General features: G+C 69.1%; 13 protein-coding genes. 9 read left to right on the top strand and 4 right to left on the bottom strand.

Annotated elements, in window-relative coordinates; all coding sequences use genetic code 11:
• The first annotated feature begins 7 nt into the window (after positions 1–7).
• Both G9Q41_RS05885 and G9Q41_RS05890 read left to right on the top strand, forming a co-directional pair.
• On the top strand, positions 8–538 hold the full coding sequence (locus G9Q41_RS05885) for a hypothetical protein (protein WP_207630553.1): 531 nt from the start codon (positions 8–10) through the stop codon (positions 536–538).
• 156 nt (positions 539–694) lie between these two features.
• On the top strand, positions 695–1,828 hold the full coding sequence (locus G9Q41_RS05890) for a hypothetical protein (RefSeq protein WP_165631857.1): 1,134 nt from the start codon (positions 695–697) through the stop codon (positions 1,826–1,828).
• 129 nt (positions 1,829–1,957) lie between these two features.
• Here G9Q41_RS05890 and G9Q41_RS05895 read toward each other — a convergent pair whose 3' ends face one another.
• Together G9Q41_RS05895 and G9Q41_RS05900 are read right to left on the bottom strand one after the other, a co-directional pair.
• A complete protein-coding gene (locus G9Q41_RS05895; RefSeq protein WP_165631856.1) occupies positions 1,958–2,884 on the bottom strand; it encodes an ADP-ribosylglycohydrolase family protein in 927 nt (308 codons plus the stop codon).
• A gap of 73 nt (positions 2,885–2,957) precedes the next feature.
• Positions 2,958–6,185: a CHAT domain-containing protein gene (locus tag G9Q41_RS05900; protein ID WP_165631855.1), complete on the bottom strand. Its 3,228-nt coding sequence runs from the start codon at positions 6,183–6,185 to the stop codon at positions 2,958–2,960.
• A 694-nt stretch (positions 6,186–6,879) separates the two neighbouring features.
• On the opposite strand from G9Q41_RS05900, the gene rpoB reads away from it, so the two are divergent.
• Both rpoB and G9Q41_RS05910 read left to right on the top strand, forming a co-directional pair.
• On the top strand, positions 6,880–10,362 hold the full coding sequence (rpoB, locus tag G9Q41_RS05905; RefSeq protein ID WP_092525954.1) for a DNA-directed RNA polymerase subunit beta: 3,483 nt from the start codon (positions 6,880–6,882) through the stop codon (positions 10,360–10,362).
• A 92-nt stretch (positions 10,363–10,454) separates the two neighbouring features.
• Entirely contained in the window at positions 10,455–14,366 is a 3,912-nt protein-coding gene (locus G9Q41_RS05910) for a DNA-directed RNA polymerase subunit beta' (protein ID WP_165631854.1), read from the top strand.
• 178 nt (positions 14,367–14,544) lie between these two features.
• Here G9Q41_RS05910 and G9Q41_RS21805 read toward each other — a convergent pair whose 3' ends face one another.
• Positions 14,545–15,018, bottom strand: a complete 474-nt coding sequence (locus tag G9Q41_RS21805) for a DUF6319 family protein (protein WP_347567460.1) — start codon at positions 15,016–15,018, stop codon at positions 14,545–14,547.
• Positions 15,019–15,120: 102 nt separating this feature from the next.
• On the bottom strand, positions 15,121–16,566 hold the full coding sequence (locus G9Q41_RS05920) for a PLP-dependent aminotransferase family protein (RefSeq protein ID WP_092525958.1): 1,446 nt from the start codon (positions 16,564–16,566) through the stop codon (positions 15,121–15,123).
• A 45-nt stretch (positions 16,567–16,611) separates the two neighbouring features.
• On the opposite strand from G9Q41_RS05920, the gene G9Q41_RS05925 reads away from it, so the two are divergent.
• From G9Q41_RS05925 to fusA, 5 genes are all read left to right on the top strand, one after another.
• A complete protein-coding gene (locus tag G9Q41_RS05925; RefSeq protein ID WP_092525960.1) occupies positions 16,612–17,088 on the top strand; it encodes a carboxymuconolactone decarboxylase family protein in 477 nt (158 codons plus the stop codon).
• 205 nt (positions 17,089–17,293) lie between these two features.
• Positions 17,294–21,742, top strand: coding sequence for an ADP-ribosylglycohydrolase family protein (locus G9Q41_RS05930; protein ID WP_165631853.1), 4,449 nt, complete (start codon positions 17,294–17,296; stop codon positions 21,740–21,742).
• Between the two features lie 497 nt (positions 21,743–22,239).
• Complete coding sequence (rpsL, locus tag G9Q41_RS05935) at positions 22,240–22,614, top strand: 30S ribosomal protein S12 (protein ID WP_017976813.1); 375 nt, start codon at positions 22,240–22,242, stop codon at positions 22,612–22,614.
• The gene (rpsG, locus tag G9Q41_RS05940; protein WP_092525964.1) at positions 22,614–23,084 is read left to right on the top strand and encodes a 30S ribosomal protein S7; all 471 of its coding nucleotides are present in this window, start codon (positions 22,614–22,616) and stop codon (positions 23,082–23,084) included. Before rpsL ends, rpsG begins: the two co-directional genes overlap by 1 nt.
• Positions 23,085–23,162: 78 nt before the next feature.
• Positions 23,163–25,265 (top strand): elongation factor G, encoded by a 2,103-nt coding sequence (fusA, locus tag G9Q41_RS05945; RefSeq protein ID WP_165631852.1) that lies wholly within the window; start codon positions 23,163–23,165, stop codon positions 25,263–25,265.
• Positions 25,266–25,357: the final 92 nt, after the last annotated feature.

Raw genomic sequence — 25,357 nt, forward strand, 5'->3', positions numbered from 1 at the left:
AATCGTCATGAACACGGCAGGTGTGAAGCGGAATCGTTCCGGGCGCAGGTGGCCGCTGGTGACCGCGTCCGTGCTGCTGGCCGCGAGCGTGCTCGCGGCAGGGGGATTCGGTGTTTCCTGGGCGCTGGCGGCCAACGATCCCTCCGTGGAGCTGGCCGCTACCCGGGATCGGGTGCTGAGCGCGGGCCGACAGGCGGTGATCAACTACAACTCGATCGACCACCGGCAGGCGCAGCAGGACGTGGACCAGGCCCTCGACGGGACCACCGGTCCGCTGCACGACGTGCTGGAGGGGAGCCGCGACCAGCGGATCGAGCGAATCACCAAGAACAAGGTGGTCATGCGGGCGGAGGTGATGGACTCGGCGCTGACCGAGCTGAACACCCGCGAGGGCAAGGCGCGGATGATCGCGAGCTACAAGATCACCAAGGAGTCCAAGGACGGGAAACCGTCCACCACCAGCTGGCGGGTTCGCACCGAGCTCACCAGAACCGGGCAGGGGTGGAAGATGAGCCGGATGAAGCCCACCGCTATCTAGCGCTGGTGGTGCCCGCGGCGAACGCCGCCACTCGACATCGTACCCACCCGGAGCGGGCTCAGGTGAGAGCTCCCCGAGGAACGGGCCACGCGCAAACCAGTCCACGCAATCTCGCAGCAGAACTTCGCGCAACCGGTCGGTCAGAAGGAGAGCGTCGTGAGCGTTTCCCGCAGTACTCCACGCCGCCGCCAGAGTGGTTCCCCGGCACGCAAGCCGCGTGTCGCCGGGACGAGGAACCGCGCGAGCACTGCCGCGGGCGCGTCCCCGCGGGCGGACGCGCCGGCCGAGCAGGACGCCGGTCAGGACACGAGCACGGTCGCCGGGCAGGATTCCGCGGAGACCGCCGCGGAGGAGACCGGGGCAGCGGAAGCCGGGGCGGTGGACGGGACCGAGCCTGCGACCGCCGCGGCAGCGGATGCGGCGGAGGACGCGACCACGGGGGGTCCGGCTTCGGGTGAGGACGGCCCATCGGAGCAGGACAGCGCTGCGGAGGCCGGCGCTGCGGAGGCCGGCGCTGCGGAGGTCGGCACTGCGGAGGCCGACACCGCCGAGAGCACGAGCACCGTTGACGATGGTTCCGACGAGGACTCCGAACGGGGCGAGGAACCGGAACGGTCCCGTGGCGAAGTCGCACCGGGGCGGGGTTCCGGTGCTACCGGCAGCGCGGACGGACAGCGGGAGCCCGCGGCTTCTCCAGCCGAGTCCTCCGGTGGGCGGGGCAGGCGCTCGTGGAGGCGCGCCTCGGACTCCGGGAGCCGGTCCGGACTCTCCTCCGGACACGTGAGGACCGTGCTGACGGCGGTGCTGCTGGTGCTCGCCCTCGGCTTCGGCGGGCTCGCGTACTGGTTCCACCAGACGGCCCACGCGCTGCGGCACGAAGGCCCCTCCGCGAACGCGGCGCTCGTGGACGAGGCCACCACCAGTGAGGTCAAGGGGCAGATCGGCAGCGCGGTGGAAAAGCTGTTCTCCTACGACTACTCCAACGTGGGCAAGACCGACAAGGCGGCCGAGAACCTGCTGGTGGGCGAGGCCGTGGAGCAGTACGACAAGATGTTCAAAACGGTGCGCGAGCAGGCGCCCAAGCAGAAGATGAAGCTCACCAGCACCGTCGCCAGGTCGGGGGTGACCCTGCTCGAGGGGGACCGCGCCGAGGTCCTGGTGTTCGTCAACCAGGAGGCCACGAGCGCCAAGAGCGACGAGGGCGGCATGTACCCCGCCCAGTTGACGGTGCAGGCCGAGAAGCGCTCCGGGGAGTGGAAGATCTCCGGCATGTCGCAGTTCGCCCGGTAGCGGAGAGCTCCGGCGGCCCGGTCCGCGCGGGTGGCCGGAGCGGAGACCTCCCGCTGGGCGATCCGGGCGGGAGGGCGTCACCGCGGGAGCGCCCCCCGGGGAGGCACGGCGCGGCCGTGCCACCGGCCGTCAGCCCGCGAGCAGCGTCCCCAGCTCCCGCAACCGGCCCGCGCCCTCCAGGCGCCGCAGCGGCTCCGGGGGCAGCGCCGTGGCGCCACAACGCGCCCCGGCCAGCGCACCGGCCATGCTGCCGATGGTGTCGGTGTCCCCGCCCGCGGCTATGGCGAAGCGGACGGCCTCCCGAGGGGAGTCCGGGTGGCGCAGGAAGGAGAACAGGGCCAGCGGAACCGAACCCGGGGCGGTCACGTCGTTGCCGAGCCGCTCGGCCGCCTCGGCGGGTGGGCTGGAACGCGGGACCGCGCGCGTCCGCTCCAGCAGGGATATCCAGCGCGAGCCCGGGCAGCAGCCGGCCACCCGGTCGAGGAACCGGTCCGGGTCGAGAGCGGTGTCGGCGGGCGTGGACAGCGCGAGGTGGACGGCGCACCCCTGCACGGCGGCGGCGTGCGCACCGTCCGGGTGGGCGTGGGTGACCTCTCCGCTGCGGAGTCCCAGGGTGGCTGCCTCCGGCTGGGTCGGAGCCGCGAGCGCCACCGGGGAGACGCGCATGGCCGCGCCGTTGCCGTAGGAGCCCTGCCCGCCGAAGGAGTTCCGGGCGGCGCTGCTCCACTCCGAGCCGGACAGCACCGCGCAGAAGACGTCGCCGATCCCGCCGCCCCACCCCCGACCCGGTTCGGCGCGCCAGGCCCGCGCGAAGCCGAGCGCCAGGTCCTGCTGCTGGATCCCGCTCCCGGGGGAGCGCTCGGCGAAGTGCTCGGCCAGCACGAGGGTCAGCACGGTGTCGTCGGTGTAGCGCAGCTCCCCCTCGGAGGTCTCGACCTCGTCCAGCTGGTCGGCGCGCACCGCGGACATGCCCTCGAACCGGGATCCCAGGGAGTCCCCCAGCGCCGCGCCGAGCAGCAGCCCCGCTGCTCGGTCCCGCGGATCTGCAGTGTTCACGTGTCGTCTCCCGTGTGCCGTTGCCCCCGCTGCCCCCGCGCGGGAGGCGGGGCGCTCGTCCGTTCCGCGTGGCTCAACTCCCCGCGTGAACGTATCCCGCCCACAGCGTCGGGGTGTCCGGGTAGCGGCGCCGCAGCCGTCTGACGAGCGAGTTGAGCACAGCGGGGGTCCACGTGGCGTTGAACTTCCCGTCCTGGGAGATCTCCGTGTACAGGGCCGAGATCACGTCCTCGGAGGCCCCGCGGTGAACGGCCCAGAGGGTGCCGACCACGTGGGCGAAACCGATGAAGGCGAACGCGTCGGCCAGCGTGAAGGTGGCTGCCGAGGGGGTCTCCCTGGTGCGGCAGCGGGCCAGGCAGGCGAACCGCGCCTTGCCGAAGTCGTGCTGCCCCAGCTCGAGCAGCCCCAGGGACCGCTCGCGGTCCTCCCGGTCCAGCACCAGGCTCGCCGCGGGTTGCGCGGCGTTCTGGGTGCTGGGTTCGCAGATGTGCATCCAGGGGTGCTGCTGCATCGCGGTGAGCGCAGTCTCGGTGGGGTGCTCCCCGCTGGACAGCACGGGTGCCGACGGCCAGTGGCGCGCCGGGATCCTGGTCGGGTGCTCGGGGGCGTGCTGATCGGGTGGTCCCACGATGAGTCCCGGGCCGTTGTCGAGCTCCTCCCGCTGCTCGGTGTCCAGCAGGGTGCGCAGTCCCGGGGTGTAGGAGGAGACGACCCTGTCCAGCGCCGACTCGCCCTCGGAGGAGGTGGCCGCGTGCAGCGGCAGGAAGGCGGCCGCGCCCTGCGGGCTCCACCAGAGCCGCGGCCAGCGCACCCCCTGCGCGGGAGTGCGGGTGTAGCCCATGCGCTCGAGCACGGGGCGGGTGACGTTCCGCCACAGCCAGTCCAGGGCCTCGGAGAGGGCGTTCTCGCTCTCCGCGCTGCGCTGTCCCTGCTGCGTGGAGTTCAGTATCGTCTCGGCGTGCCTTTCCGCCAGCTCGGGTGAGACCGCGGGCAGGCCGACCACCAGGGCGCGCCCGCCGAAGACGACGATGGCGTCCGAGCGGTACTTGCTCAGGTTGAGCAGCACCACCGCGCCCTGATCGGTGGCCTCGGCCAGCCTGGAGAAGGGCAGCGGGGTCATGGTCCGCTCGTGGCCGGGTTCGGCGTGGATCTCCTGCAGGAGGTCGTCCCAGGTCTCGGCCAACCAGCGTCGCCGCTCCACGTCCTCGACGATGTCCGGCCCGCTCAGGACGGGCTCCTCGTTCGGGCGGTCCAGCAACCTGCGCAGGCGCACGGCGTCGGTGGCCAGCTCCGGGTGGGCGTGGTTCAGCCTGCCGAGCTCCCCGCTGCCGGGGAGCAGCTCGGAGAACAGCGCAGCGCGACCGTGCTCCAGCAGCTCGACGGCCCGCTCCGGTTTGCCGACCTCCAGCGCGCACGCGGCCGCGTCGGCGGTCACGTGGGCCCAGCGGCGCTGCACGCCCGAGGTGGCCACCGTCCGCTTGCCCTGGGTGACCAGCGGGAGCAGTTCCACCGCGAGCGTGAACGACTCGAGGGCTTCCGACCAGCGGTGGGCGTGGGCCGCCAACCTCCCGCACAGGTTGGCCGCCCGGAGCCGCTGATCGGCGGGTCCGGTGGGAAGGGTCGCCGCCTCGGTCAACGTCCTGCGCGCCCAGCGGTAGAGCTTCCGTCTGCCGGTGCGGCGGTAGAGGGTCTGCAGCGCGCGCCCCAGGTGCGTGGACACCGACACCCGTTCCGGAGCCGAATCGGGCATGGCGATCAGCGCCCGGTCGAACATCTCGATGGCCGTTTCCAGATCCTCGTTGCGGCCGCTGACCCGGTTCCTGTGGACCGCGACCACACCCAGCTGGGCGTAGGCGGTGTACTGCGGGGCGGTGCGGGCCTCGGAGGCGTTCAGCGCCTGCTGCGCCGTTTGGGTGGCGCGGTCGAGGTCCTCCTGCTCGTTCGCGCGCTCGAACCTGGTGATGAGCGTGGAAGCCAGCGAGTTCAGCACCGCGCACTGCTTCGGTTCCGGGACTTCGGCCTCCGTCGCCGCCTCGCCCGCGGCCACGGCCGTGTCCAGCGCCGCCGTGTTGCCGCCGTGCAGGTAGTGGCGGCGGGCGAGCGCCCCGTACCCCGCCAGCGCCACGGCGCGGTTCGGGTCGTCGCCCGCGAGGTCGCGCATCCACGGGCTGATCACCCGGAGCGCCCGGTAGAGATTGTCGGGCTCCCCGCTGCTGTCCAGGTGCTCCACGGTGGCCGAGGCGAGGTTCCAGACCAGCTTGCCCAGCAGCGGGTTGCCCGGGTCCAGGGCGTCGAGCGTGCCGAAGAGCTCGTCGACGGCCGACTGCAGGTCGTTCAGGTCACCGCGTTGGCGGTAGCGCAGTCGCAGCGCCTCGGCGAAGCGCAGCAGCGTGGACCTCCGGTGCTGTCCGTCCGGCAGCGACTCCACGCCGTTGCTCAGGTACTTGATCCCCTCGTCGAGGTCGCTGGGTTCGGCGTTGCGCTCGTGCCTGCGCAGCAGAGCCGTGCCCAGGCTGACCAGCAGCTCCGGGTCTCCGCCGCGCTGGGCGCCGTCCCCGCCGGCCGTTTCGCGCAGCGCCGCGCGGAAGGCGTCGACCGACTCGTCGTCCGAGTTGCTGTCGGAGGCCAGCCGTGCGTGCGCCTTGAGCGCGTTGCCCAGGCGCACCAGCGCCGTGGTGCGGTGCCGTCCGTTGCCCTCGGTGTCCCCGCCGGTGGTGGGGATCCGGTCCAGGCGCTCCGTGGCGCGCCTGGCGGCCCGCACGGCGTCGGCGGCCTGCTCGGCGGAGCCCTTGCGGGTGGCGCAGTCCGTATGCGCCAGCGCGAGGTTGCACAGGTAGAGCACCGCGTCGGGGTCGTCGCGGCGCGCGGAGTCCGCCGCCGAGCGGTAGTACGCGACGGCGTCCTCGAGGTGGGCCAGGTCGCCGGAGGCCAGGTGGGCGAGCTGGGCGGCGCTGCCCAGGTTGTTGAGCACGCTCGGCCGGGAGGGGTCGTTTTCCGGCAGCGCGCCGGCCGTGGCGCGCAGCACCTCGGTCACCCAGGACAGCGCCTTGAAGTCGAAGGTGGCCATCATGTGGTTGAGCGCGGCCAGCGCGTCGGCGTAGCGCTGCTCGGGGGTCTGCTCCTCGGGAGTGGGCCGGCTCTCGGGGGCGGGGGGACCGGGCTGGTCGGTCCGCACGGGTGCGGTCTCCTCCACGTTGTTGAACCAGCTGTTGCCGGTGCCCGCGGAGTGCTCGGGAGGTGGTCCGGAGGGTTGATCGCTCCCGTGGAACGGCTGATTCTGCTGGTGCACCTGGTTGTCCATCCTTGTTCTCCCGTGTCACCGCTGGTGCGGAACCGAGGCTGGCTCTTCGAGGGTGGCAGCCGGTGTCGCGTAAGATCGTGACCCCGCGTTCGGTCCGCGCTCGCGGATCTTCACCGGCTCGGGGGAGACGATACGAGCGCCCTCCGGCGGCTCGCCGGGGTATCGGTGGAAAATCCGCGCGCGACGTCCGTAGTTCGCCAACACCGTACGTCCGGTGCGCGCGACCGCGGGTGGGCGAGGGCGGCCGCGCTTTCGTGGCGAGGGGCACACGAACTCCGTGAGCGGATCGCCGTTCGGGGGCGTAGAGTAACGACAGGAGCGCACGGCGTGGTGGGCAGTCACTGCGGGTGACCGTGTTCTCCACCACGAGGGTGAAGCAACTTTGATCCCTTGACTCACGGGCGCGGGACGGTCAGGCTTATTCGCGAACACGCTGAAGCGGAAGACCAAGCGGGCGATGCGGTGACCGCGGAGAGGGATGCTGAAGGCCCCCTCTCGACAGCGAGCTATACGCGAGCTAGACTACTACGTTGCGCTGCCCGCTTTCCCTGTTCCCCGCTCGAGGACCAATCATTGGTGATCCTGAGCTGGGGCTTTGGAACGTGGGCGCCATTGCACCCTTGACAGCCGTGCTACTCGGACCACCGGGTCCGAAGGCGGTTGCAGCCAGTTCAGAGTCCCGGAAGGACGCATCTTGGCAGTCTCCCGCGCGACCAAGGTCTCTGCAGCTTCCAACTTCACGAGGGGGATCCCTGGGGCCCCCAGGCGCGTCTCATTCGAGAAGATCCGTGAGCCGCTGGAAGTACCCGACCTACTGGATCTGCAGGTACAATCCTTCGAATGGCTCGTCGGTGACGAGGCCTGGTTCCAGCGCCGGGTCGATGCCGGCGAGGAAGCGCCCGTCGGCGGGCTGGAAGAGGTTCTGAGCGAGATCTCCCCGATCGAGGACTTCTCGGGCTCCATGTCGCTGTCCTTTTCCGACCCGCGTTTCGACGAGGTCAAGGCCTCCATCGAGGAGTGCAAAGACAAGGACATGACCTACGCGGCTCCGCTGTTCGTCACAGCGGAGTTCATAAACCAGACGACCGGCGAGATCAAGAGCCAGACCGTCTTCATGGGGGACTTCCCCGTGATGAGCGACAAGGGAACGTTCATCATCAACGGCACGGAGCGTGTCGTCGTTTCCCAGCTGGTTCGCTCCCCCGGCGTTTACTTCGATCAGACCGTCGACAAGTCGACGGACAAGGACGTCTACAGCGCGAAGATCATCCCGAGCCGGGGCGCCTGGCTCGAGTTCGACGTCGACAAGCGTGACACCGTCGGTGTGCGGATCGACCGCAAGCGTCGTCAGCCGGTCACCGTGCTGCTCAAGGCGCTCGGTTGGACGGCGGAGGGCATCCGCGAGCGGTTCGGTTTCTCCGAGACCATGCTCTCGACCCTGGAGAAGGACCACACCGCCGGTCAGGACGAGGCCCTGCTGGACATCTACCGCAAGCTTCGTCCGGGCGAGCCGCCGACCAAGGAAAGTGCGCAGACCCTCCTGGAGAACCTCTTCTTCAAGGAGAAGCGCTACGACATGGCCCGGGTCGGCCGGTACAAGGTCAACAAGAAGCTCGGTCTGGAGCTGCCCTTCACGACGGGCGTGCTCACCGAGGACGACATCGCCACCACCATCGAGTACCTGGTGCGGCTGCACGCGGGTGAGAGCTCGATGGGCCAGGAGGGCAACGAGGTCCCGGTCGAGCTCGACGACATCGACCACTTCGGCAACCGGAGGCTCCGCACCGTCGGTGAGCTGATCCAGAACCAGGTGCGCGTGGGGCTCTCCCGGATGGAACGGGTCGTCCGGGAACGGATGACCACCCAGGACGTCGAGGCCATCACACCGCAGACGCTGATCAACATTCGGCCGGTGGTCGCGGCGATCAAGGAATTCTTCGGCACCTCGCAGCTGTCCCAGTTCATGGACCAGACCAACCCGCTGGCCGGGCTGACGCACAAGCGGCGGCTCTCCGCGCTCGGGCCGGGTGGTCTCTCCAGGGAGCGTGCCGGCGTCGAGGTCCGCGACGTGCACCCCTCGCACTACGGTCGGATGTGTCCGATCGAGACGCCGGAGGGGCCGAACATCGGCCTCATCGGTTCGCTGGCCACCTTCGGGCGGGTCAATCCCTTCGGGTTCATCGAGACCCCGTACCGCAAGGTCGTGGACGGTGTGGTCACCGAGCAGGTGGACTACCTCACCGCCGACGAGGAGGACCGCTACACCAAGGCGCAGGCGAACACGCCGATCGACGAGAACGGGAACTTCCTCGAGGACCGCGTGCTCGGCAGGCGCAAGGGCGGCGAGGTCGAGCTGCTCGCTCCGACCGAGATCGAGTACATGGACGTCTCGCCGCGGCAGATGGTCTCGGCGGCCACGGCGATGCTGCCGTTCCTCGAGCACGACGACGCCAACCGTGCGTTGATGGGCGCCAACATGCAGCGCCAGGCGGTGCCGCTGCTGAAGAGCGACTCCCCGCTGGTCGGAACCGGCATGGAGCTGCGTGCGGCCGTGGACGCGGGCATGGTGATCACCGCGGAGAAGGCCGGGGTGATCGAGGACTCCTGCGCCGACTACATCACGGTCATGGCCGACGACGGCAACCGGCGCACGTACCGGTTGCAGAAGTTCGCGCGGTCCAACCACGGAACCTCCATCAATCAGAAGCCGATCGTCGACGAGGGCGACCGGGTGGAGGCGGGCCAGGTCATCGCCGACGGCCCCTCCACCGAGAACGGCGAGATGGCCCTGGGCAAGAACCTCTTGACGGGCATCATGCCCTGGGAGGGCCACAACTACGAGGACGCGATCATCCTCTCCGAGCGGTTGGTGCAGGACGACGTGCTGACCTCGATCCACATCGAGGAGCACGAGGTCGACGCCAGGGACACCAAGCTCGGTTCCGAGGAGATCACCAGGGACATCCCGAACGTCTCCGAGGACGTGCTCTCCGACCTCGACGAGCGCGGCATCGTCCGCATCGGTGCCGAGGTCCAGGGCGGCGACATCCTGGTCGGCAAGGTCACGCCCAAGGGTGAGACCGAGCTGACCCCGGAGGAGCGGTTGCTCCGGGCCATCTTCGGTGAGAAGGCCAGGGAGGTCCGGGACACCTCGCTGAAGGTTCCGCACGGCGAGACCGGCAAGGTCATCGGCGTCCGCGTGTTCAACCGCGAGGAGGACGACGAGCTCCCGCCGGGGGTCAACGAGCTCGTCCGGGTCTACGTGGCTCAGAAGAGCAAGATCCAGGACGGTGACAAGCTCGCGGGCAGGCACGGCAACAAGGGTGTTATCGGCAAGATCCTGCCGATCGAGGACATGCCGTTCACCAAGGACGGCACCCCGCTGGACCTCATCCTCAACACCCACGGTGTGCCGCGTCGTATGAACATCGGCCAGGTGCTGGAGACCCACCTCGGCTGGATCGCCTCGCAGGGGTGGTCGATCGAGGGCGATCCGGACTGGGCCTCGAAGATCCCGGAGGAGCTCTACGAGGTGGAGCCGGGAACCAAGACGGCCAGCCCGGTGTTCGACGGTGCCCGCGAGGAGGAGATCACCGGGCTGTTGGGGTCCACGAAGCCGAACCGCGACGGTGAGCAGATCGTGGACGGCGACGGCAAGGCGATGTTGATCGACGGACGCAGCGGGGAGCCGTACCCGCACCGCGTCGCGGTCGGCTACATGTACATCCTCAAGCTGCTGCACCTGGTGGATGACAAGATCCACGCACGGTCGACCGGGCCCTACTCGATGATCACCCAGCAGCCGCTGGGCGGTAAGGCCCAGTTCGGCGGCCAGCGCTTCGGTGAGATGGAGTGCTGGGCCATGCAGGCCTACGGCGCCGCCTACACGCTGCAGGAACTGCTTACGATCAAGTCCGATGACGTGCTCGGGCGCGTCAAGGTCTACGAGGCGGTCGTCAAGGGCGAGAACATTCCCGAGCCGGGTATTCCGGAGTCGTTCAAGGTGTTGCTCAAGGAGCTGCAGTCGCTGTGCCTGAACGTCGAGGTGCTCTCCAGTGACGGCGCCGCCATCGAGATGCGCGATGGTGACGACGAGGACCTCGAGAGGGCAGCTGCCAACCTCGGCATCAACCTGTCCAAGAACGAGGCCCCCTCGGTCGACGACGTTGTCAACTGACCTCGTCGCCGGTTCGCGGGGATCCCGCGTGGTCCCCGCGAACCGGCCCCACGTCCACCCGGCACACACCCAACCAAGGGAGAAGACCCGACGTGCTTGACGTCAACTTCTTCGACGAACTCCGTATCGGACTGGCGACCGCCGATGAGATCCGCCAGTGGTCGTACGGCGAGGTCAAAAAACCGGAGACCATCAACTACCGCACGCTGAAGCCGGAGAAGGACGGGCTGTTCTGCGAGAAGATCTTCGGCCCTACCCGGGACTGGGAGTGCTACTGCGGTAAGTACAAGCGTGTCCGGTTCAAGGGCATCATCTGTGAGCGCTGCGGTGTCGAGGTGACTCGTGCCAAGGTCCGGCGTGAGCGGATGGGCCACATCGAGCTGGCCGCCGCGGTCACCCACATCTGGTACTTCAAGGGCGTGCCCAGCCGCCTGGGCTACCTGCTCGATCTGGCGCCCAAGGACCTCGAGAAGATCATCTACTTCGCGTCGTACGTGATCACCTCGGTCAACACCGAGATGAGGCACAACGACATGCCGACCCTGGAGAGCGAGATCGGGGTCGAGCGCAAGAACATCGCCGACCAGCGCGACTCGGACCTGGAGTCGCGGGCGCAGAAGCTGGAGTCCGATCTCGCGGAGCTCGAGAACGAGGGCGCCAAGAGCGACGTTCGCCGCAGGGTCAAGGAGAGCGGCGAGCGCGAGATGCGCCAGATCCGCGAGCGCGCGCAGCGCGACATCGACAGGCTCGACGAGATCTGGGAGACCTTCACCAAGCTCGAGCCGAGGCAGCTGATCTCGGACGAGTCGCTGTACCGCGAGCTCTACGACCGCTACGGCGAGTACTTCACCGGCGGCATGGGTGCCGAGTCCATCGATGCGCTGCTGGCCAACTTCGACATCGACGCCGAGGCCGAGAGCCTGCGCGAGGTCATCCGCAACGGCAAGGGCCAGAAGAAGCTGCGTGCCCTCAAGCGGCTCAAGGTCGTGGCGGCCTTCCAGACCACCAAGAACAGCCCGCAGGGCATGGTGCTCGGTGCGATCCCGGTGATTCCGCCGGACCTGCGCCCGATGGTCCAGCTCGACGGTGGCCGCTTCGCGACCTCCGACCTCAACGACCTGTACCGCAGGGTCATCAACCGCAACAACCGGCTCAAGCGACTGATCGACCTCGGTGCGCCCGAGATCATCATCAACAACGAGAAGCGGATGTTGCAGGAGTCGGTGGACGCGCTGTTCGACAACGGCAGGCGCGGCCGCCCGGTCAGCGGCCCGGGCAACCGTCCGCTGAAGTCGCTGTCCGACCTGCTCAAGGGCAAGCAGGGCCGCTTCAGGCAGAACCTGCTCGGTAAGCGTGTGGACTACTCGGGCCGTTCGGTGATCATCGTCGGTCCGCAGCTGAAGCTGCACCAGTGCGGGCTGCCGAAGGAGATGGCGGTCGAGCTGTTCAAGCCGTTCGTCATGAAACGGCTGGTCGACCTGAACCACGCCCAGAACATCAAGTCCGCGAAGCGGATGGTCGAGCGGCAGCGCCCGCAGGTCTGGGACGTGCTCGAAGAGGTCATCTCCGAGCACCCGGTGCTGCTCAACCGTGCTCCCACGCTGCACAGGCTGGGTATTCAGGCCTTCGAGCCCCAGCTGGTCGAGGGCAAGGCGGTGCAGCTGCACCCGCTGGTCTGCGAGGCGTTCAACGCCGACTTCGACGGTGACCAGATGGCCGTGCACCTCCCGCTGTCCGCCGAGGCGCAGGCCGAGGCGAGGGTGCTGATGCTGTCCAGCAACAACATCCTCTCGCCCGCCTCCGGGCGTCCGCTGGCGATGCCGCGGCTGGACATGGTCACCGGGTTGTACTACCTGACCCGGGAGAAGGAGGGCGCGACCGGAGAGGGCCACGCCTACTCCTCGTACGACGAGGCGATCATGGCCCACGACCACGGTTCGCTGGACCTGCAGGCCAGGATCAAGATCCGGATGCGCGACATCGTCCCGGCCAAGGAGGACACTCCGGAGGGCTGGGAGTCCGGCCAGTCGATAACGATGGAGACCACCCTCGGCCGGGTGATGTTCAACGAGCTCCTGCCCGAGGACTACCCCTTCGTCAACAAGATGTTGGGCAAGAAGGCGCAGGGTGCGATCGTGAACGATCTCGCCGAGCGCTACCCGATGGTCTCGGTCGCGCAGACGCTGGACAAGCTCAAGGACGCGGGCTTCTACTGGGCGACGCGTTCGGGTGTCACCACCGCGATCTCCGACGTGCTCGTTCCGCCGAACAAGAAGGAGATCCTGGACTCCTACGAGTCCAAGGCCGACCAGGTCGAGAAGAGGTACCGGCGCGGTGCCCTCTCCCACGAGGAGCGCAACGCCGAGCTGGTCAAGGTCTGGAACGCGGCCAAGGACGACGTGTCCGAGGCGATGGAGAACAACTTCCCGGACGACAACTCGATCAGCATGATCGTGCGCTCCGGCGCGGCCGGGAACATGTCCCAGATCGTCCAGCTCGCCGGCATGCGTGGTCTGGTCTCCAACCCGAAGGGTGAGTACATCCCGCGCCCGATCAAGACCAACTTCCGGGAAGGTCTGTCGGTGCTGGAGTACTTCATCTCCAACCACGGTGCCCGCAAGGGTCTGGCCGACACCGCGCTGCGTACCGCCGACTCGGGCTACCTGACCCGGCGCCTGGTGGACGTCTCGCAGGACGTCATCGTGCGCGAGCTGGACTGCGGAACCGACCGCGGTATCCGCATGCCGATCGGGGAGACCACCCCGGACGGCAAGCTCATCCGCGAGAAGAACGTGGAGACCAGCGTCTACGCGCGGATGACCGCCGAGGACGTCAAGGACTCCGAGGGCAACATCCTGCTCAGTCGTGGCGCCGATCTGGGTGACCCGGCCATCGAGAGCCTGCTCGCGGCAGGCGTGAGCACCGTGCGGGTCCGCAGCGTGCTCACCTGCGAATCCGGTTCCGGTGTCTGCTCCTACTGCTACGGGCGTTCGATGGCCAGCGGCAAGCTGGTCGACGTCGGCGAGGCCGTCGGCATCGTCGCGGCGCAGTCCATCGGTGAGCCCGGTACGCAGCTGACCATGCGTACCTTCCACCAGGGCGGTGTCGGTGGCGACGACATCACCGCCGGTCTGCCGCGTGTCCAGGAGCTGTTCGAGGCAAGGCTGCCGAAGGGCAAGGCCCCGATCGCCGACGCCTCCGGACGGATCCGCCTGGAGGACAACGACCGCTACTGGAAGATGACGCTGACGCCGGACGACGGCAGCGACGAGATCACCTACGACAAGCTGTCCAAGCGGCAGCGGCTCGCGGTGATCAACGTCGGTGGCACCGAGCGTCAGCTGGAGGACGGCGACCACGTCGAGGTCGGCCAGCGCCTCATGGAGGGTGCTGTCGACCCGCACGAGATCCTGCGGGTTCTCGGGCCGCGGGAGGCCCAGCTGCACCTGGTCCGCGAGGTGCAGGAGGTGTACCGCTCCCAGGGCGTCGGTATCCACGACAAGCACGTCGAGGTCATCGTCCGGCAGATGCTGCGGCGGGTCATCATCATCGACTCCGGCGCGACCGAGTTCCTCCCCGGATCTCCGGTGGAGCGTTCCCAGTTCGAGTCGGAGAACCGCCGCGTCGTGTCCGAGGGCGGCGACCCCGCATCCGGCCGTCCGGTCCTGATGGGCATCACGAAGGCCTCGTTGGCCACCGAGTCGTGGCTGTCGGCGGCCTCCTTCCAGGAGACCACCAGGATCCTGACCAACGCCGCGATCGAGGGCGCCAGCGACAAGCTGATCGGCCTGAAGGAGAACGTCATCATCGGTAAGTTGATCCCGGCGGGTACCGGCATCAACAAGTACCGCAACATCCAGGTTCAGCCGACTGAGGAAGCACGTGCGGCCGCCTACGCGATCCCGTCCTACGACGACGGGTACTACGCGCCGGACGTGTTCGGTCCCGGAACCGGTGCCGCGGTCCCGTTGGACGACTTCGACTTCGGACGCGACTACCGCTGAGGCGGGACGGGGCGAACCGGCTGAGCTCGGTTCGCCCCGTGATCGCGTTCTTACCCGCCGGGGCTCCCTGCTCGTCTCCTCAGAGCAGGGAGCCCCTTCTCGTGCGTCCCCGCGAGCCGGGCAGGCCCGGTGGCGGAGACGTGAGCCGCGGCGGGGATCGGCGCGGAGGGGACCGGGGTCAGCTCTCCAAGTCCTCCAGCGTCTTGCGCACCCGCTGAAGTTCGGCCTCCAGCTCGGCCAGCCTGGCCTCGTGCTGCTGCCTGGCCTCGGTGATCACCGACTCGATCGCCTCGGAGATGTCGTCGTGCAGCTCGCCCGCCGCCTTGGAGACGGAGGAGGACGAGATGGGCAGCCCCTGCACGATCTTCTTGCCCCCGTGGGTCAGATCGGCCTGCCACTCTCCTTCGGCGGTGCCGCTGACCGTCAGGGTGAGCTCGACCGAGCGCGTCTTGCGCGCGGAGCTCTGCTTGCGCCCCTTGGTCTTCTTCTGCGTCGACTGCTCCTCCGAACCGCCGTTACCGCTCTGGGCGGTGTTGCCCGCGGGCTGCTGCTCGGACGGGGTTGGCTCGGAGGAGTTCGTCCCGGAAGGGTTTTGCTCGACCGTCTGCTCGGTCACGGACTGGTCGGCGGATGTGTCCTGTTGTTCGTTCACTGTTCCTCTCTCGAATCACACCGAGGGAAAAAGGTCGGGACGGATCACCTGTTCCGAAAGTCCCGTGCGCGGCGGCACGCCGTTGACGAACCCGACCGGGGGTCACGCTTCCCGGGGGGCGCCGCGGTTCCGGGGTTGCGCCAGGCCCCGCAACAGTGCGCGCAGGGAGTTCTCGAAGGCGTGCCCCGGTGGGGCGGCGTAGCCGATCACCAAGCCGTCCTGGCGCCGCCTTTCGTCGATCCAGTGTTCGGCCAGTCCTTCCAGCGCCACCGAATGCCGTCGCATACGCTCCAACATCCGTTCCTCCGAGGGACCGTCCGGATCGAGGCGTAGCGTCAGGTGCAAACCGGCCGCGATACCGGCGGGGTAGAGCTCGTGCCGCGTGTCCGACTCGCGAATGGCGGAAACGAGCTGCTGCCTTCGGCGCCGGTAGATCGCGCGACAGCGCCGCACGTGTTGATCATAGCTGCCCGAGCGGAGCATTTCGGCCAGGGTGAGTTGATCGAACACCGCAGGACTGCTGTCCGTGTGCGCTTTGACTTCCCCCACCGGTCCCACCAGGGCCGGAGGCAGCACCAACCAGGAGAGTCGCAGGCCGGGGGCGAGGGTTTTGCTCGCCGTGCCCGCGTAGACGACGTTGCGCGGAGCGATCCGCTGCAGGGCTCCGACGGGTTCGCGGTCGAAGCGGAACTCTCCGTCGTAGTCGTCCTCGATGATCAATCGTTGTTCGGACGTGGCCGTTTCGCACAGCGCCTTCCTGCGGCGCTCGGACATGGTCGATCCGAGCGGGTACTGGTGCGCGGGGGTGACCACCGCGGCCGGGCTTTCGAGCCCGGTGACGTCGATGCCTTCCGCGTCCACCGGGACGGCGCGCACTTCCAGACCGGCCGCGCGGGGGATCCCGCGCAGTTTTGGCAGCGTCGGGTCTTCGTAGTCGACGGAGCGCGTGCCACGCTGCCGCAGCACGGTGCTCAGCAGGTGGAGCGCGCGGTGGTGGCCCTCGCAGACGACGACCTGCTCCGGCGTGGTGCGCACCCCGCGCACACGCCCCAGGTATTCGGCGAGCGCGGTGCGCAGCGCGGGGTGGCCGCGGGGGTTGCCGTAGTCGAGTTCCGCCGCAGGTGCCGCGCGCAGCGCGCGGTGCTGTGCCGCGGCCCAGTCCTGGCGGGGGAACGTGCCGAGGTCCGGTTTCCCGGGAAGCAGGTCCCAGCGCAGTTCGGTGCCCCTGCGGGTGGCGGGCAGATCGGTGGGTTCCGGTGCGTGGAAGGGGCCGGGGGCGACCGTGGTGGGAGAGCCCTGCCGGATGACCAGGTACCCCTCGGCGGCGAGGAGCTCGTGGGCGCGGGTGACCGCTCCCCGGGAGATTCCCAGGTCGGTGGCCAGGGCCCTGGTGGACGGAACTCTGCTGCCCGCGGGAAGCCTGCCCTTCCGCACGGCGTCCCTGAGCGCGGACGCCAACCGGAGAGCTCCCGGGCGGGCGGGCAGTTCCAGGTGCAGGTCGAGTCCGAGCGAGCCGGAGCGGTACGAACTGGACTCGTTCGTGGACATCGAACTGGAGCATATACCGGCCGCCGTCGTCGCTAGCTTGGAGCCATGACGCAACAACGCATGGATCTGGCCGCGCTGACTCCGCGGGTCTACCGGGAGATGAAGCGCCTGGAGGAGGCCGTCGCCACCGAACTGAGCGAGGCCGGGGTCGAGAAGGAGGTTTACGAGCTGGTCAAGATCCGGGCCTCGCAACTCAACGGGTGCGGTTTCTGCCTGGACATGCATCTGGAGGATGCCAGGAAGTCCGGTGTGGACGAGCAGCGCCTGGACGTGCTGGCCGCCTGGCGGGAGATGGAGCTGTACTCGGAGCGGGAGCGCGCCGCGCTAGCCCTGTCCGAGGAGGTCACCCTCATCCACGGGGACGGTGTGTCGGACGAGACGTGGCGGCGGGCCGGCGAGGTGTTCTCCGAGACGGAACTGGCCGGGCTCGTCTGGGCGGCCACGACCATCAACACCTGGAACAGGTTGGCCATCACCTCGCGGGCGCAACCTCCGCGGCGGGATTCCCGGCCTCCCGAGTGATCCTCCCGGAGCACCGACGGTTGGTACTCTCTGCCCCGCACGGAACGAACGGCGGGAACGGGTGAGCCTCCCCGGGGACGGCCTGTGTGATCGCACGAGCGCCGGGCGGCCCGCACACGTTCGCTCGGCCTCGGCACACCGGGGGCGTGCCGCGCTTTTCCGGGTTCCGGTCCGGTAGTGCCGAACCGATCAGGAGAGACCACCGATGAGTGACAACCGGTCCCGTACGGGCGAGGTGGGCGGCGGTTTCGCCGCTTCCCGGCCGTTGAGCTGGTCCGATCGACTGCGTGGCGCGCTGCTCGGCGGCGCGGTGGGCGACGTGCTCGGATCCGGTGTGCGGGGGTGGAGTCTGTCCGCTGTCCGCCAGTGGCTCGGCGGGCGTGGTGTGCTGGACTTCCTGCCGGTTTTCGGGCGCAGGGGCGCCGTGTCGGACCTGTCGCAGCTGACCGTGTTCACCATGGACGCCCTGCTGCGGGCGCGAGCCACCGGGGAGCAGGACCCGCTGCCGGTCATCCGCTCGAACCACCTCGCCTGGCTGCACACCCAGGGCGTTCCCTGGCCCTACGCGATGGCCGGGTACTGGCGCAGCCACCCCGAACCCACGGGTTGGCTGCTGCGGCGGCCCGAACTGTTCTCCACGCGCAATCCGGGCGGCAACGCCCTGCGGCTGCTGTCCACCCTGGTCGACCGGGTTCCGGGGGACCCGGGAGCGCACCCGGCTCAGGACGCCCCCGCGGGGGAACGCGCCTTCGCGGACTGTCTCGTGTGGACCGCCCCGCTGATGGTCTGGAGCGGTGACCCCCGCCGGGTCGCCGGGGTGGCCTCCCGCGTTCCGCGGTTGCTGACCACGCGCTACGAGACGCGGGCCGCGGGCGCGCTGCACGCGGACGTGCTGGGCGGACTGCTCAACGGTTTGCCGCTCTGGGAAGCGGTGCGTTCCTGGGAGGTCAACCGCTCGCACCTGGAGAACGGCACACCTCCCGCGGCCGTGCTGCGGGCCGTGCACGCCGCCATGTTCATCGCGCAGCAGGGACAGCCACCCGACCCGCGCATGCTGGACATCGAGTTCTGCCCGTCCGAAGGCCTGGGCGAGCTCGGCATCGCCTTCTCCGCAGTGGCTTCGGCCGGCAACTTCACCGATGCCGTGATCACCGCGGTGAATCACTCGGCGGACAGCGCTGTGGCCGGTGCCCTCGCCGGGCAGCTCGCCGGAGCCGTTCACGGCCCGGAGGCGATCCCGGGGCGCTGGATGGCCGAGCTCGAGCTCCGCGAGGTGTTGGAGACGCTGGCCTTCGACGCCGCGGAGGCCTTCGCGCCACCGCCGCCACCGAGGTGGGCGCGCCGCTACGTCGCCGAGGGCGGACGGGGACGGCGCGAGCTGAACTCGCCCGACTGGACCGTGGAGGCCGGTGGCGGTGCTTTCACCGGCAGGGCGGAGGAGGTCGGTCCCGCTGAGGAAGCACCCCCGCCGACCCAGGTGCTGCCCGCCGTGGTCGACGATGCGGAGGCTTCCGGGACCCGTGCCGAGCCGTCCGGCGGGCCGGAGCCGGCGGAGAGCACCCCCGTCGGCGACGCCGCCGAACCCGAACGAGCCGAACCCGCCGACGCCGAGCCGCGCGGCGAGGTCCCCTTCGCGGGCGGAGTGGCCGCCCCGTGGGAGCGCGAGCAGACGGAGAGCTCCGCTCCCGAAGGGGACGAGCCCCGCCGGTTCGGCGGCTCCCCGGCAGCGGAGTCCGGTGCTGAGTCCGCGGAGCAGCACCGGGAGTCCGAACCGGAGGAGACCGGGCAGGACACCGATCGGATCATGCTGGTGCGGACCACGTCGTTGAGCCGGCCCGCCGGCGGGGAGGAAGTCACCGCAGCGGGCGGGGGTGAAGTTCCTGCTCCTTCCGAGGGGCGCTCGGCTCCGGAGGGAGAAGGGGACGAACCCGCGTCCTCCTCCCCGGGACGTATTCAGGGCGAGGAGGGGCTGCCCGAGGACTTCGGTTTCGCGGCCGCCGAACCTGGCGAGCCCCCGGCGTCGGAGGCCGTTCCGGAGGGCGCTCCGGAGGAGGAGTTCGCGGAGGAAATTCACCCGCGGAGGGATTCCGCGCGGGGAGAGGGCGGCTGGGAGAGCGGTTCCGCGGAAAGCGGGACCGACAGCGGCGACTCCGCCGGCGAACCCGAGCAGGAGGACTCCCGGCAACCGCGCGTGCAGCGCGGGGAGGGCGGCGAGATCTTCGGAGTCGTCACCGCGCCCCCGGGCTGGCACTCCGCCGGGGAATCGAACGGGGAGAACGGCGAGCCGCCCCGCATCAAGCTTCCCGGGATCGACGAGCTCCCTCCGCTGCCGGAGCACCGTCCGCATCGAGGAGCGGCGGAAACGGCCCCCGGCGCGGAGGACGAGCAGCAGGCGGGCTCGACGGCGGCTCTCGGGGAGCGCAGCGAGGACCCCGTCGAACGGGCCCGCTCCCGCGCTGAGGACACACCCCTGCCGATCACCTTCGAGCCGTTCGCCTCGGTCCCGTACATGGAGAGCGGGGCCGTGGAACGGCTCGTCGACGGGGAGGAGGAGTCGCAGGAGCAGGAGCCGGCGCCGCGGGCGGAGGAGCAGCCCGTGGCGGCGTCCGCCGGAACCGGGGGAGAGCACGCGGTGGTGGAGGAGTCCACCGCCGAGGTGCCTTCCGCGACCGAGCGGATCCTGGGCTGCCTGCTCGGCAGCGCCACGGGGGACGCGCTGGGGGCGGGGCTGACCGAGGCCTCGGCCGCGGAGATCGTCGAGCGGTACGGCCCGCGCGGTCCGACCGGGCTGCCCGAGTACGCGGGAACGCGCGGGGCGGCCACGGCCGCGACGCAGACGACGTTGTTCACTTGCGAGGGGCTCATCCGCGCCCGCGAGGCGCGCTCGGTTCGGGAGACGGACCCCTTCCGCGAGGTGCGCTTGGCGAGTCAGCGGTGGCTGTACACCCAGGGGGTCGACTGGCAGTGGGCCGTGGGCGAGCTGAGCGTCGACCACCCCGCTCCCGACGGTTGGCTCGTCGAGGAGCCCGAGTTGTTCGCCGCGCGCTCGCCGGGTGCGTCGGTGTACGCGGAGTTGGAGGCCTTCGGGGAGCGCTCGGGGCACGCCGATCAGTCCGCTCCGGTGGACAACTCCACGGGGTGCGGAGCACTGGTGCGCGCCACCCCGGCGGCGTTCTGGTCGTCCGAACCGGCCGAGGTCTTCGAGCTGGGGGTGCGGATCGCGACGCTCACGCACGGTCACCCGAGTGGTTACCTGCCCGCCGGGGCGCTCGCGGTGATCGTGCAGCAGGTCGTGCTCGGCAGGGGGTTGGACGACGGGGTCTGGCTGGCTCTGCAGGTCCTGGAGACCTGGCAGGGGCACGAGGACACCACCGCTGCTCTGGCGGGGGCGGCGGAACTGGCCGCCTCCGGACCCCCGGGTCCCGAGGAGCTCGGCGAGCAGCTGGGCGAGGGCAGGCGTGCCGACGAGGCGCTCGGAATCGCCGTGTGCGCGGCCCTCACCGCGGAGGACGTGCGGACGGCCCTGCGGACCGCGGTCACTCATTCGGGGAACAGCAGCGCCGCGGGCGCGGTATGCGGAAGCATCGTCGGCGCCGCTCTGGGAGTCGGGGCGCTGCCGGTCGACTGGATGGCCGAGCTGGAGCTGCGGGGAACCGTGGAGCGCATGGCCATGGACTGCGTGGCCGCGTTCGACTCCCGGTTGCGTCCGGAGGAGAGCACCGCGGACACCACCGAGGGCGACAGCGACTGGCGGCGCAGGTATCCGGTCCGGTCGAGTGACCGTGTTCCGGAGTCCCCGCTGGAGAGCCGGGGCGTCACGGACCCCGAGCTCCTCGCCGAGGAGGGCGCGGATTCCTGGACGGCTCTCCCGGAGCGGGGCGAAACCGCTTCGAGTGCGGAGGAGGAGACCGCGGCCGTCCAGGAGTCGGCACGGGAACCCGCTGGCGCTTTCCGCGGCGATCCCACTTCCGCGTCCGAGGAGGACGATGGTCCGCGGCAGTGGCAGGTCCCCCGCTCGGAGGAACGGCGGGGAGCGTTCGCGGAGGAGCGCCCCTCCCGCGCGGAGCCGTCCGGTCGGCAGGAGCCGGAGGAGCCCGCGGAGCGGGGCGGCGCGGCTGCGAACTCGGTCGTCGAGGAACGCGCGGAGGCCGTGGAACCGGAATCGTTCACGGAACCGGGGTCGTTCACGGAACCGGAGGACACCACGGAGGGCAGCGCTGCCGCGGCAGCGGTTCCGCCCGAAGCGAGTTCACCGGAAGGTGTGAGTGCGGACGGTGCTCCTCCGAAGGGCGCTCCGGATGGTGACGCGCGGGAGACGAACGTCCTCCCCGTGGTGACCGAACCACTGGGGGACGAGCCCGCCGAGGCGGAGGAGGAAGTTGCGCCCGGCGCCGCTGCTCAGGAGGACCACCCCGTCGCGGAGGAGTTCGGTGCGCGGGAGCGGAGCGGTGCGGAGCCCCCCGCGGCTCCTGACGGACGGCAGGACTCCGCGCAGCCGGTGGCGGAGTCGGCGGGTCCTCCTGCGGAGGGGTGGCACAGCGGGGAGTCCGAGCCGATGCCGGCCGAGGAGCGTCATCCCAAACCCGCTCCCCGCAGGATAAACAGCGTCAGCACCGGGGAACTCGACCTGACGGGGGAGCCGACGGAGAAGTGACCGTCACCGCTCGGTTCCGGTCTGCGTTCCGCAGCGACGGGTGTCCGGGACCGCCGGTGGTGGCGGCGGGGCGACTCTTGCCCCGGTGGGTAGAGTCGCGGGAGAGACGTTCGTGGCGCAGGTGGACACCCCCGTTTTGACCCCCTGCAAACGGGGCAGGTATCTTTATGACTTGGACCCGCAACCCCTCGGGTCACTCCGCATGTCCGTGCGCGAGAACCGCCCGCGTGGTCGGCGGGGGAGCGCCCGTGGATGGTGCGGAACTCTCCTGACGGCCCACCGGGGTGCGCACCCGCTGGGACGCCGCCCCGCCAAAACGGCCGAGGAACGGGCGACACGCCCGACCTCGTGTCGCGGATGTGGGGCGTGAGGAGACCCAAGTACAACAAAGACCTGGGTAAGCGGTGCTCGGCGCCAGGGGTGCGAACGGTGCTCGGACGAGCGCTGCCGTGAACGAGTACCACCAAGACACGAACGCTCGAGAAGAAAGCCGGTCCATGCCCACCATCCAGCAGCTGGTCCGTAAGGGCCGCCACGACAAGGCCTCGAAGGTCACCACAGCGGCGCTGAAGGGAAGCCCGCAGCGCCGCGGAGTGTGCACACGCGTGTACACGACTACTCCGAAGAAGCCCAACTCATCGCTGCGCAAGGTTGCGCGTGTCAAGCTCACCAGCGGCGTCGAGATCACCGCCTACATTCCCGGTGAGGGGCACAACCTGCAGGAGCACTCGATCGTGCTCGTCCGTGGCGGCCGTGTGAAGGACCTCCCCGGCGTCCGCTACAAGATCATTCGCGGTTCGCTCGACACCCAGGGTGTGAAGAATCGCAAGCAGGCTCGCAGCCGGTACGGAGCGAAGAAGGAGAAGAGCTGATGTCCCGCAAGGGCCCCGCCCCCAAGCGGTCAGTCGATTCCGATCCAGTCTACAGTTCGCCGCTGGTGACCCAGCTGGTGAACAAGATTCTCGTGGACGGGAAGCGTTCGCTGGCCGAGCGTATCGTGTACTCGGCGCTGGAAGGCTGCCGTGAGAAGACCGGCACCGACCCGATCGTGACGCTCAAGCGCGCGCTGGACAACGTCAAGCCCTCGCTGGAGGTGCGCAGCCGCCGTGTCGGTGGCGCGACCTATCAGGTTCCGGTCGAGGTGCGCGCCGGTCGTTCGACCACGCTGGCCCTGCGCTGGGTGGTGCGTTTCGCCCGTCAGCGTCGTGAGAAGACCATGATCGAGCGCCTTACCAACGAGCTGCTCGACGCCAGCAACGGTCTCGGTGCGAGTGTCAAGAAGCGCGAGGACACGCACAAGATGGCGGAGTCGAACAAGGCTTTCGCTCATTATCGGTGGTGACGCCGGGTCGGCTATATTGCCCGCCTCGGCTCACCGATTCGACAGCTTCAGGCTTGCTGTAGGAACGGGGACGAACTCGTGGCACGCGACGTGCTGACCGACCTGACCAAGGTCCGCAACATCGGCATCATGGCCCACATCGACGCGGGCAAGACCACCACGACCGAGCGTGTGCTGTACTACACCGGGATCAACTACAAGCTCGGTGAGGTGCACGACGGCGCCGCGACGATGGACTGGATGTCGGAGGAGCAGAAGCGGGGTATCACCATCACCTCGGCTGCTACCACGACGTTCTGGCAACAGCATCAGATCAACCTCATCGACACCCCCGGGCACGTCGACTTCACGGCTGAGGTGGAGCGTTCGCTGCGCGTGCTCGACGGTGCCGTCGCCGTTTTCGACGGCAAGGAGGGGGTCGAGCCCCAGTCCGAGCAGGTGTGGCGCCAGGCGGACAAGTACGGAGTTCCGCGCATCTGCTTCGTCAACAAGATGGACAAGATGGGCGCCGACTTCTACTTCACGCTCGGCACCATCCGGGAGCGGCTCGACGCCAAGCCGCTGGTACTGCAGCTGCCGATCGGTAGCGAGTCCGACTTCGAGGGCGTTGTCGACCTGGTCAGCATGAAGGCGCTGACCTGGCGCGGTGACGTGGCCAAGGGGGCTACCTACGACATCGAGGACATCCCCGCGGACCTCCTCGAGACGGCCAAGGAGTACCGCAGCGAGCTGCTCGAGTCCGTCGCGGAGTCCAGCGAAGAGCTGATGGAGGCCTACTTCGGTGGTGAGGAGCTCACCACCGAGCAGATCAAGCAGGGCATCCGCACGCTCACGCTGAACCAAGAGGCGTTCCCCGTGATGTGCGGGACGGCGTTCAAGAACAAGGGCGTGCAGCCGATGCTGGACGCCGTGGTCGAGTACCTGCCTTCGCCGCTGGACATCCCCGCCGTGCAGGGCACGCTGCCCAACTCCGGTGAGGAGACCTCCCGCAAGGCGAGCACCGAGGAGCCGTTCTCCGCGCTGGTGTTCAAGGTCGCTGTCCATCCCTTCTACGGCAAGCTCACCTACGTCCGGGTCTACTCCGGCAAGATCTCGCAGGGCGCCCAGGTGATGAACCCGATCCGGGGCCGCAAGGAGCGCATCGGAAAGCTCTTCCAGATGCACTCCAACAAGGAGAACCCGGTCGACGAGGGACAGGCCGGGCACATCTACGCGGTGGTCGGGATGAAGGACACCAGCACCGGTGACACGCTCTGCGATCCGCAGAGCCAGGTCATCCTGGAGTCCATGAGTTTCCCGGATCCGGTCATCGAGGTCGCGATCGAACCCAAGACCAAGGCCGACCAGGAGAAGCTGTCGACCTCGATCCAGAAACTCGCCGAAGAGGACCCGACCTTCCAGGTCAAGTACGACGAGGAGAACGGTCAGACCATTGTCAAGGGCATGGGTGAGCTCCACCTCGAGGTCCTGGTCAATCGGATGAAGACCGATTTCAAGGTCGAGGCCAACATCGGCAAGCCGCAGGTCGCCTACCGCGAGACGATTCGCAAGACGGTCGAGAAGCACGAGTTCACCCACAAGAAGCAGACCGGTGGTTCCGGTCAGTTCGCCCGCGTGGTGATCAACCTCGAGCCGATCGAGCAGTCCGCGGACAGTGCGACCTACGAGTTCGACAACCAGATCACCGGTGGGCGCATCCCCCGCGAGTACATTCCTTCGGTGGACGAAGGCGCCCAGGACGCCATGCAGATCGGTGTGCTGGCGGGCTATCCGATGGTCGGTGTCAAGATGACCTTGGTGGACGGCCAGTACCACGAGGTCGACTCCTCGGAAATGGCGTTCAAGGTCGCCGGTTCGATGGCGATGAAGGAGGCGGCCGCCAAGGCCAGCCCGGCGCTGCTCGAACCGTTGATGGCGGTCGAGACGACGACACCCGAGGAATACATGGGTGAAGTCATCGGCGACCTCAACTCCCGCCGTGGTCACGTCCAGGCCATGGAGGAGCGTGGCGGTTCCCGCGTCGTCAAGGCGTTGGTGCCGCTGTCCGAGATGTTCGGGTACGTGGGCGATCTGCGTTCCAAGACGCAGGGCCGCGCGAACTACTCGATGGTGTTCGACTCCTACGGCGAAGTTCCGGCGAACGTGGCCAAGGAGATCATCGCGAAGGCTACGGGGGAGTAACTCCCGACGTAGTCCGGCACCGGTCCACCTCCGCGTCGGCAGGAGTGGAGCGGTGTGACAACCCGACAGGACTCCGCCCGATACGTGGTCGC

It is taken from the genome of Actinopolyspora sp. BKK2, assembly GCF_011291845.1.
Taxonomy (GTDB): domain Bacteria; phylum Actinomycetota; class Actinomycetes; order Mycobacteriales; family Pseudonocardiaceae; genus Actinopolyspora; species Actinopolyspora saharensis.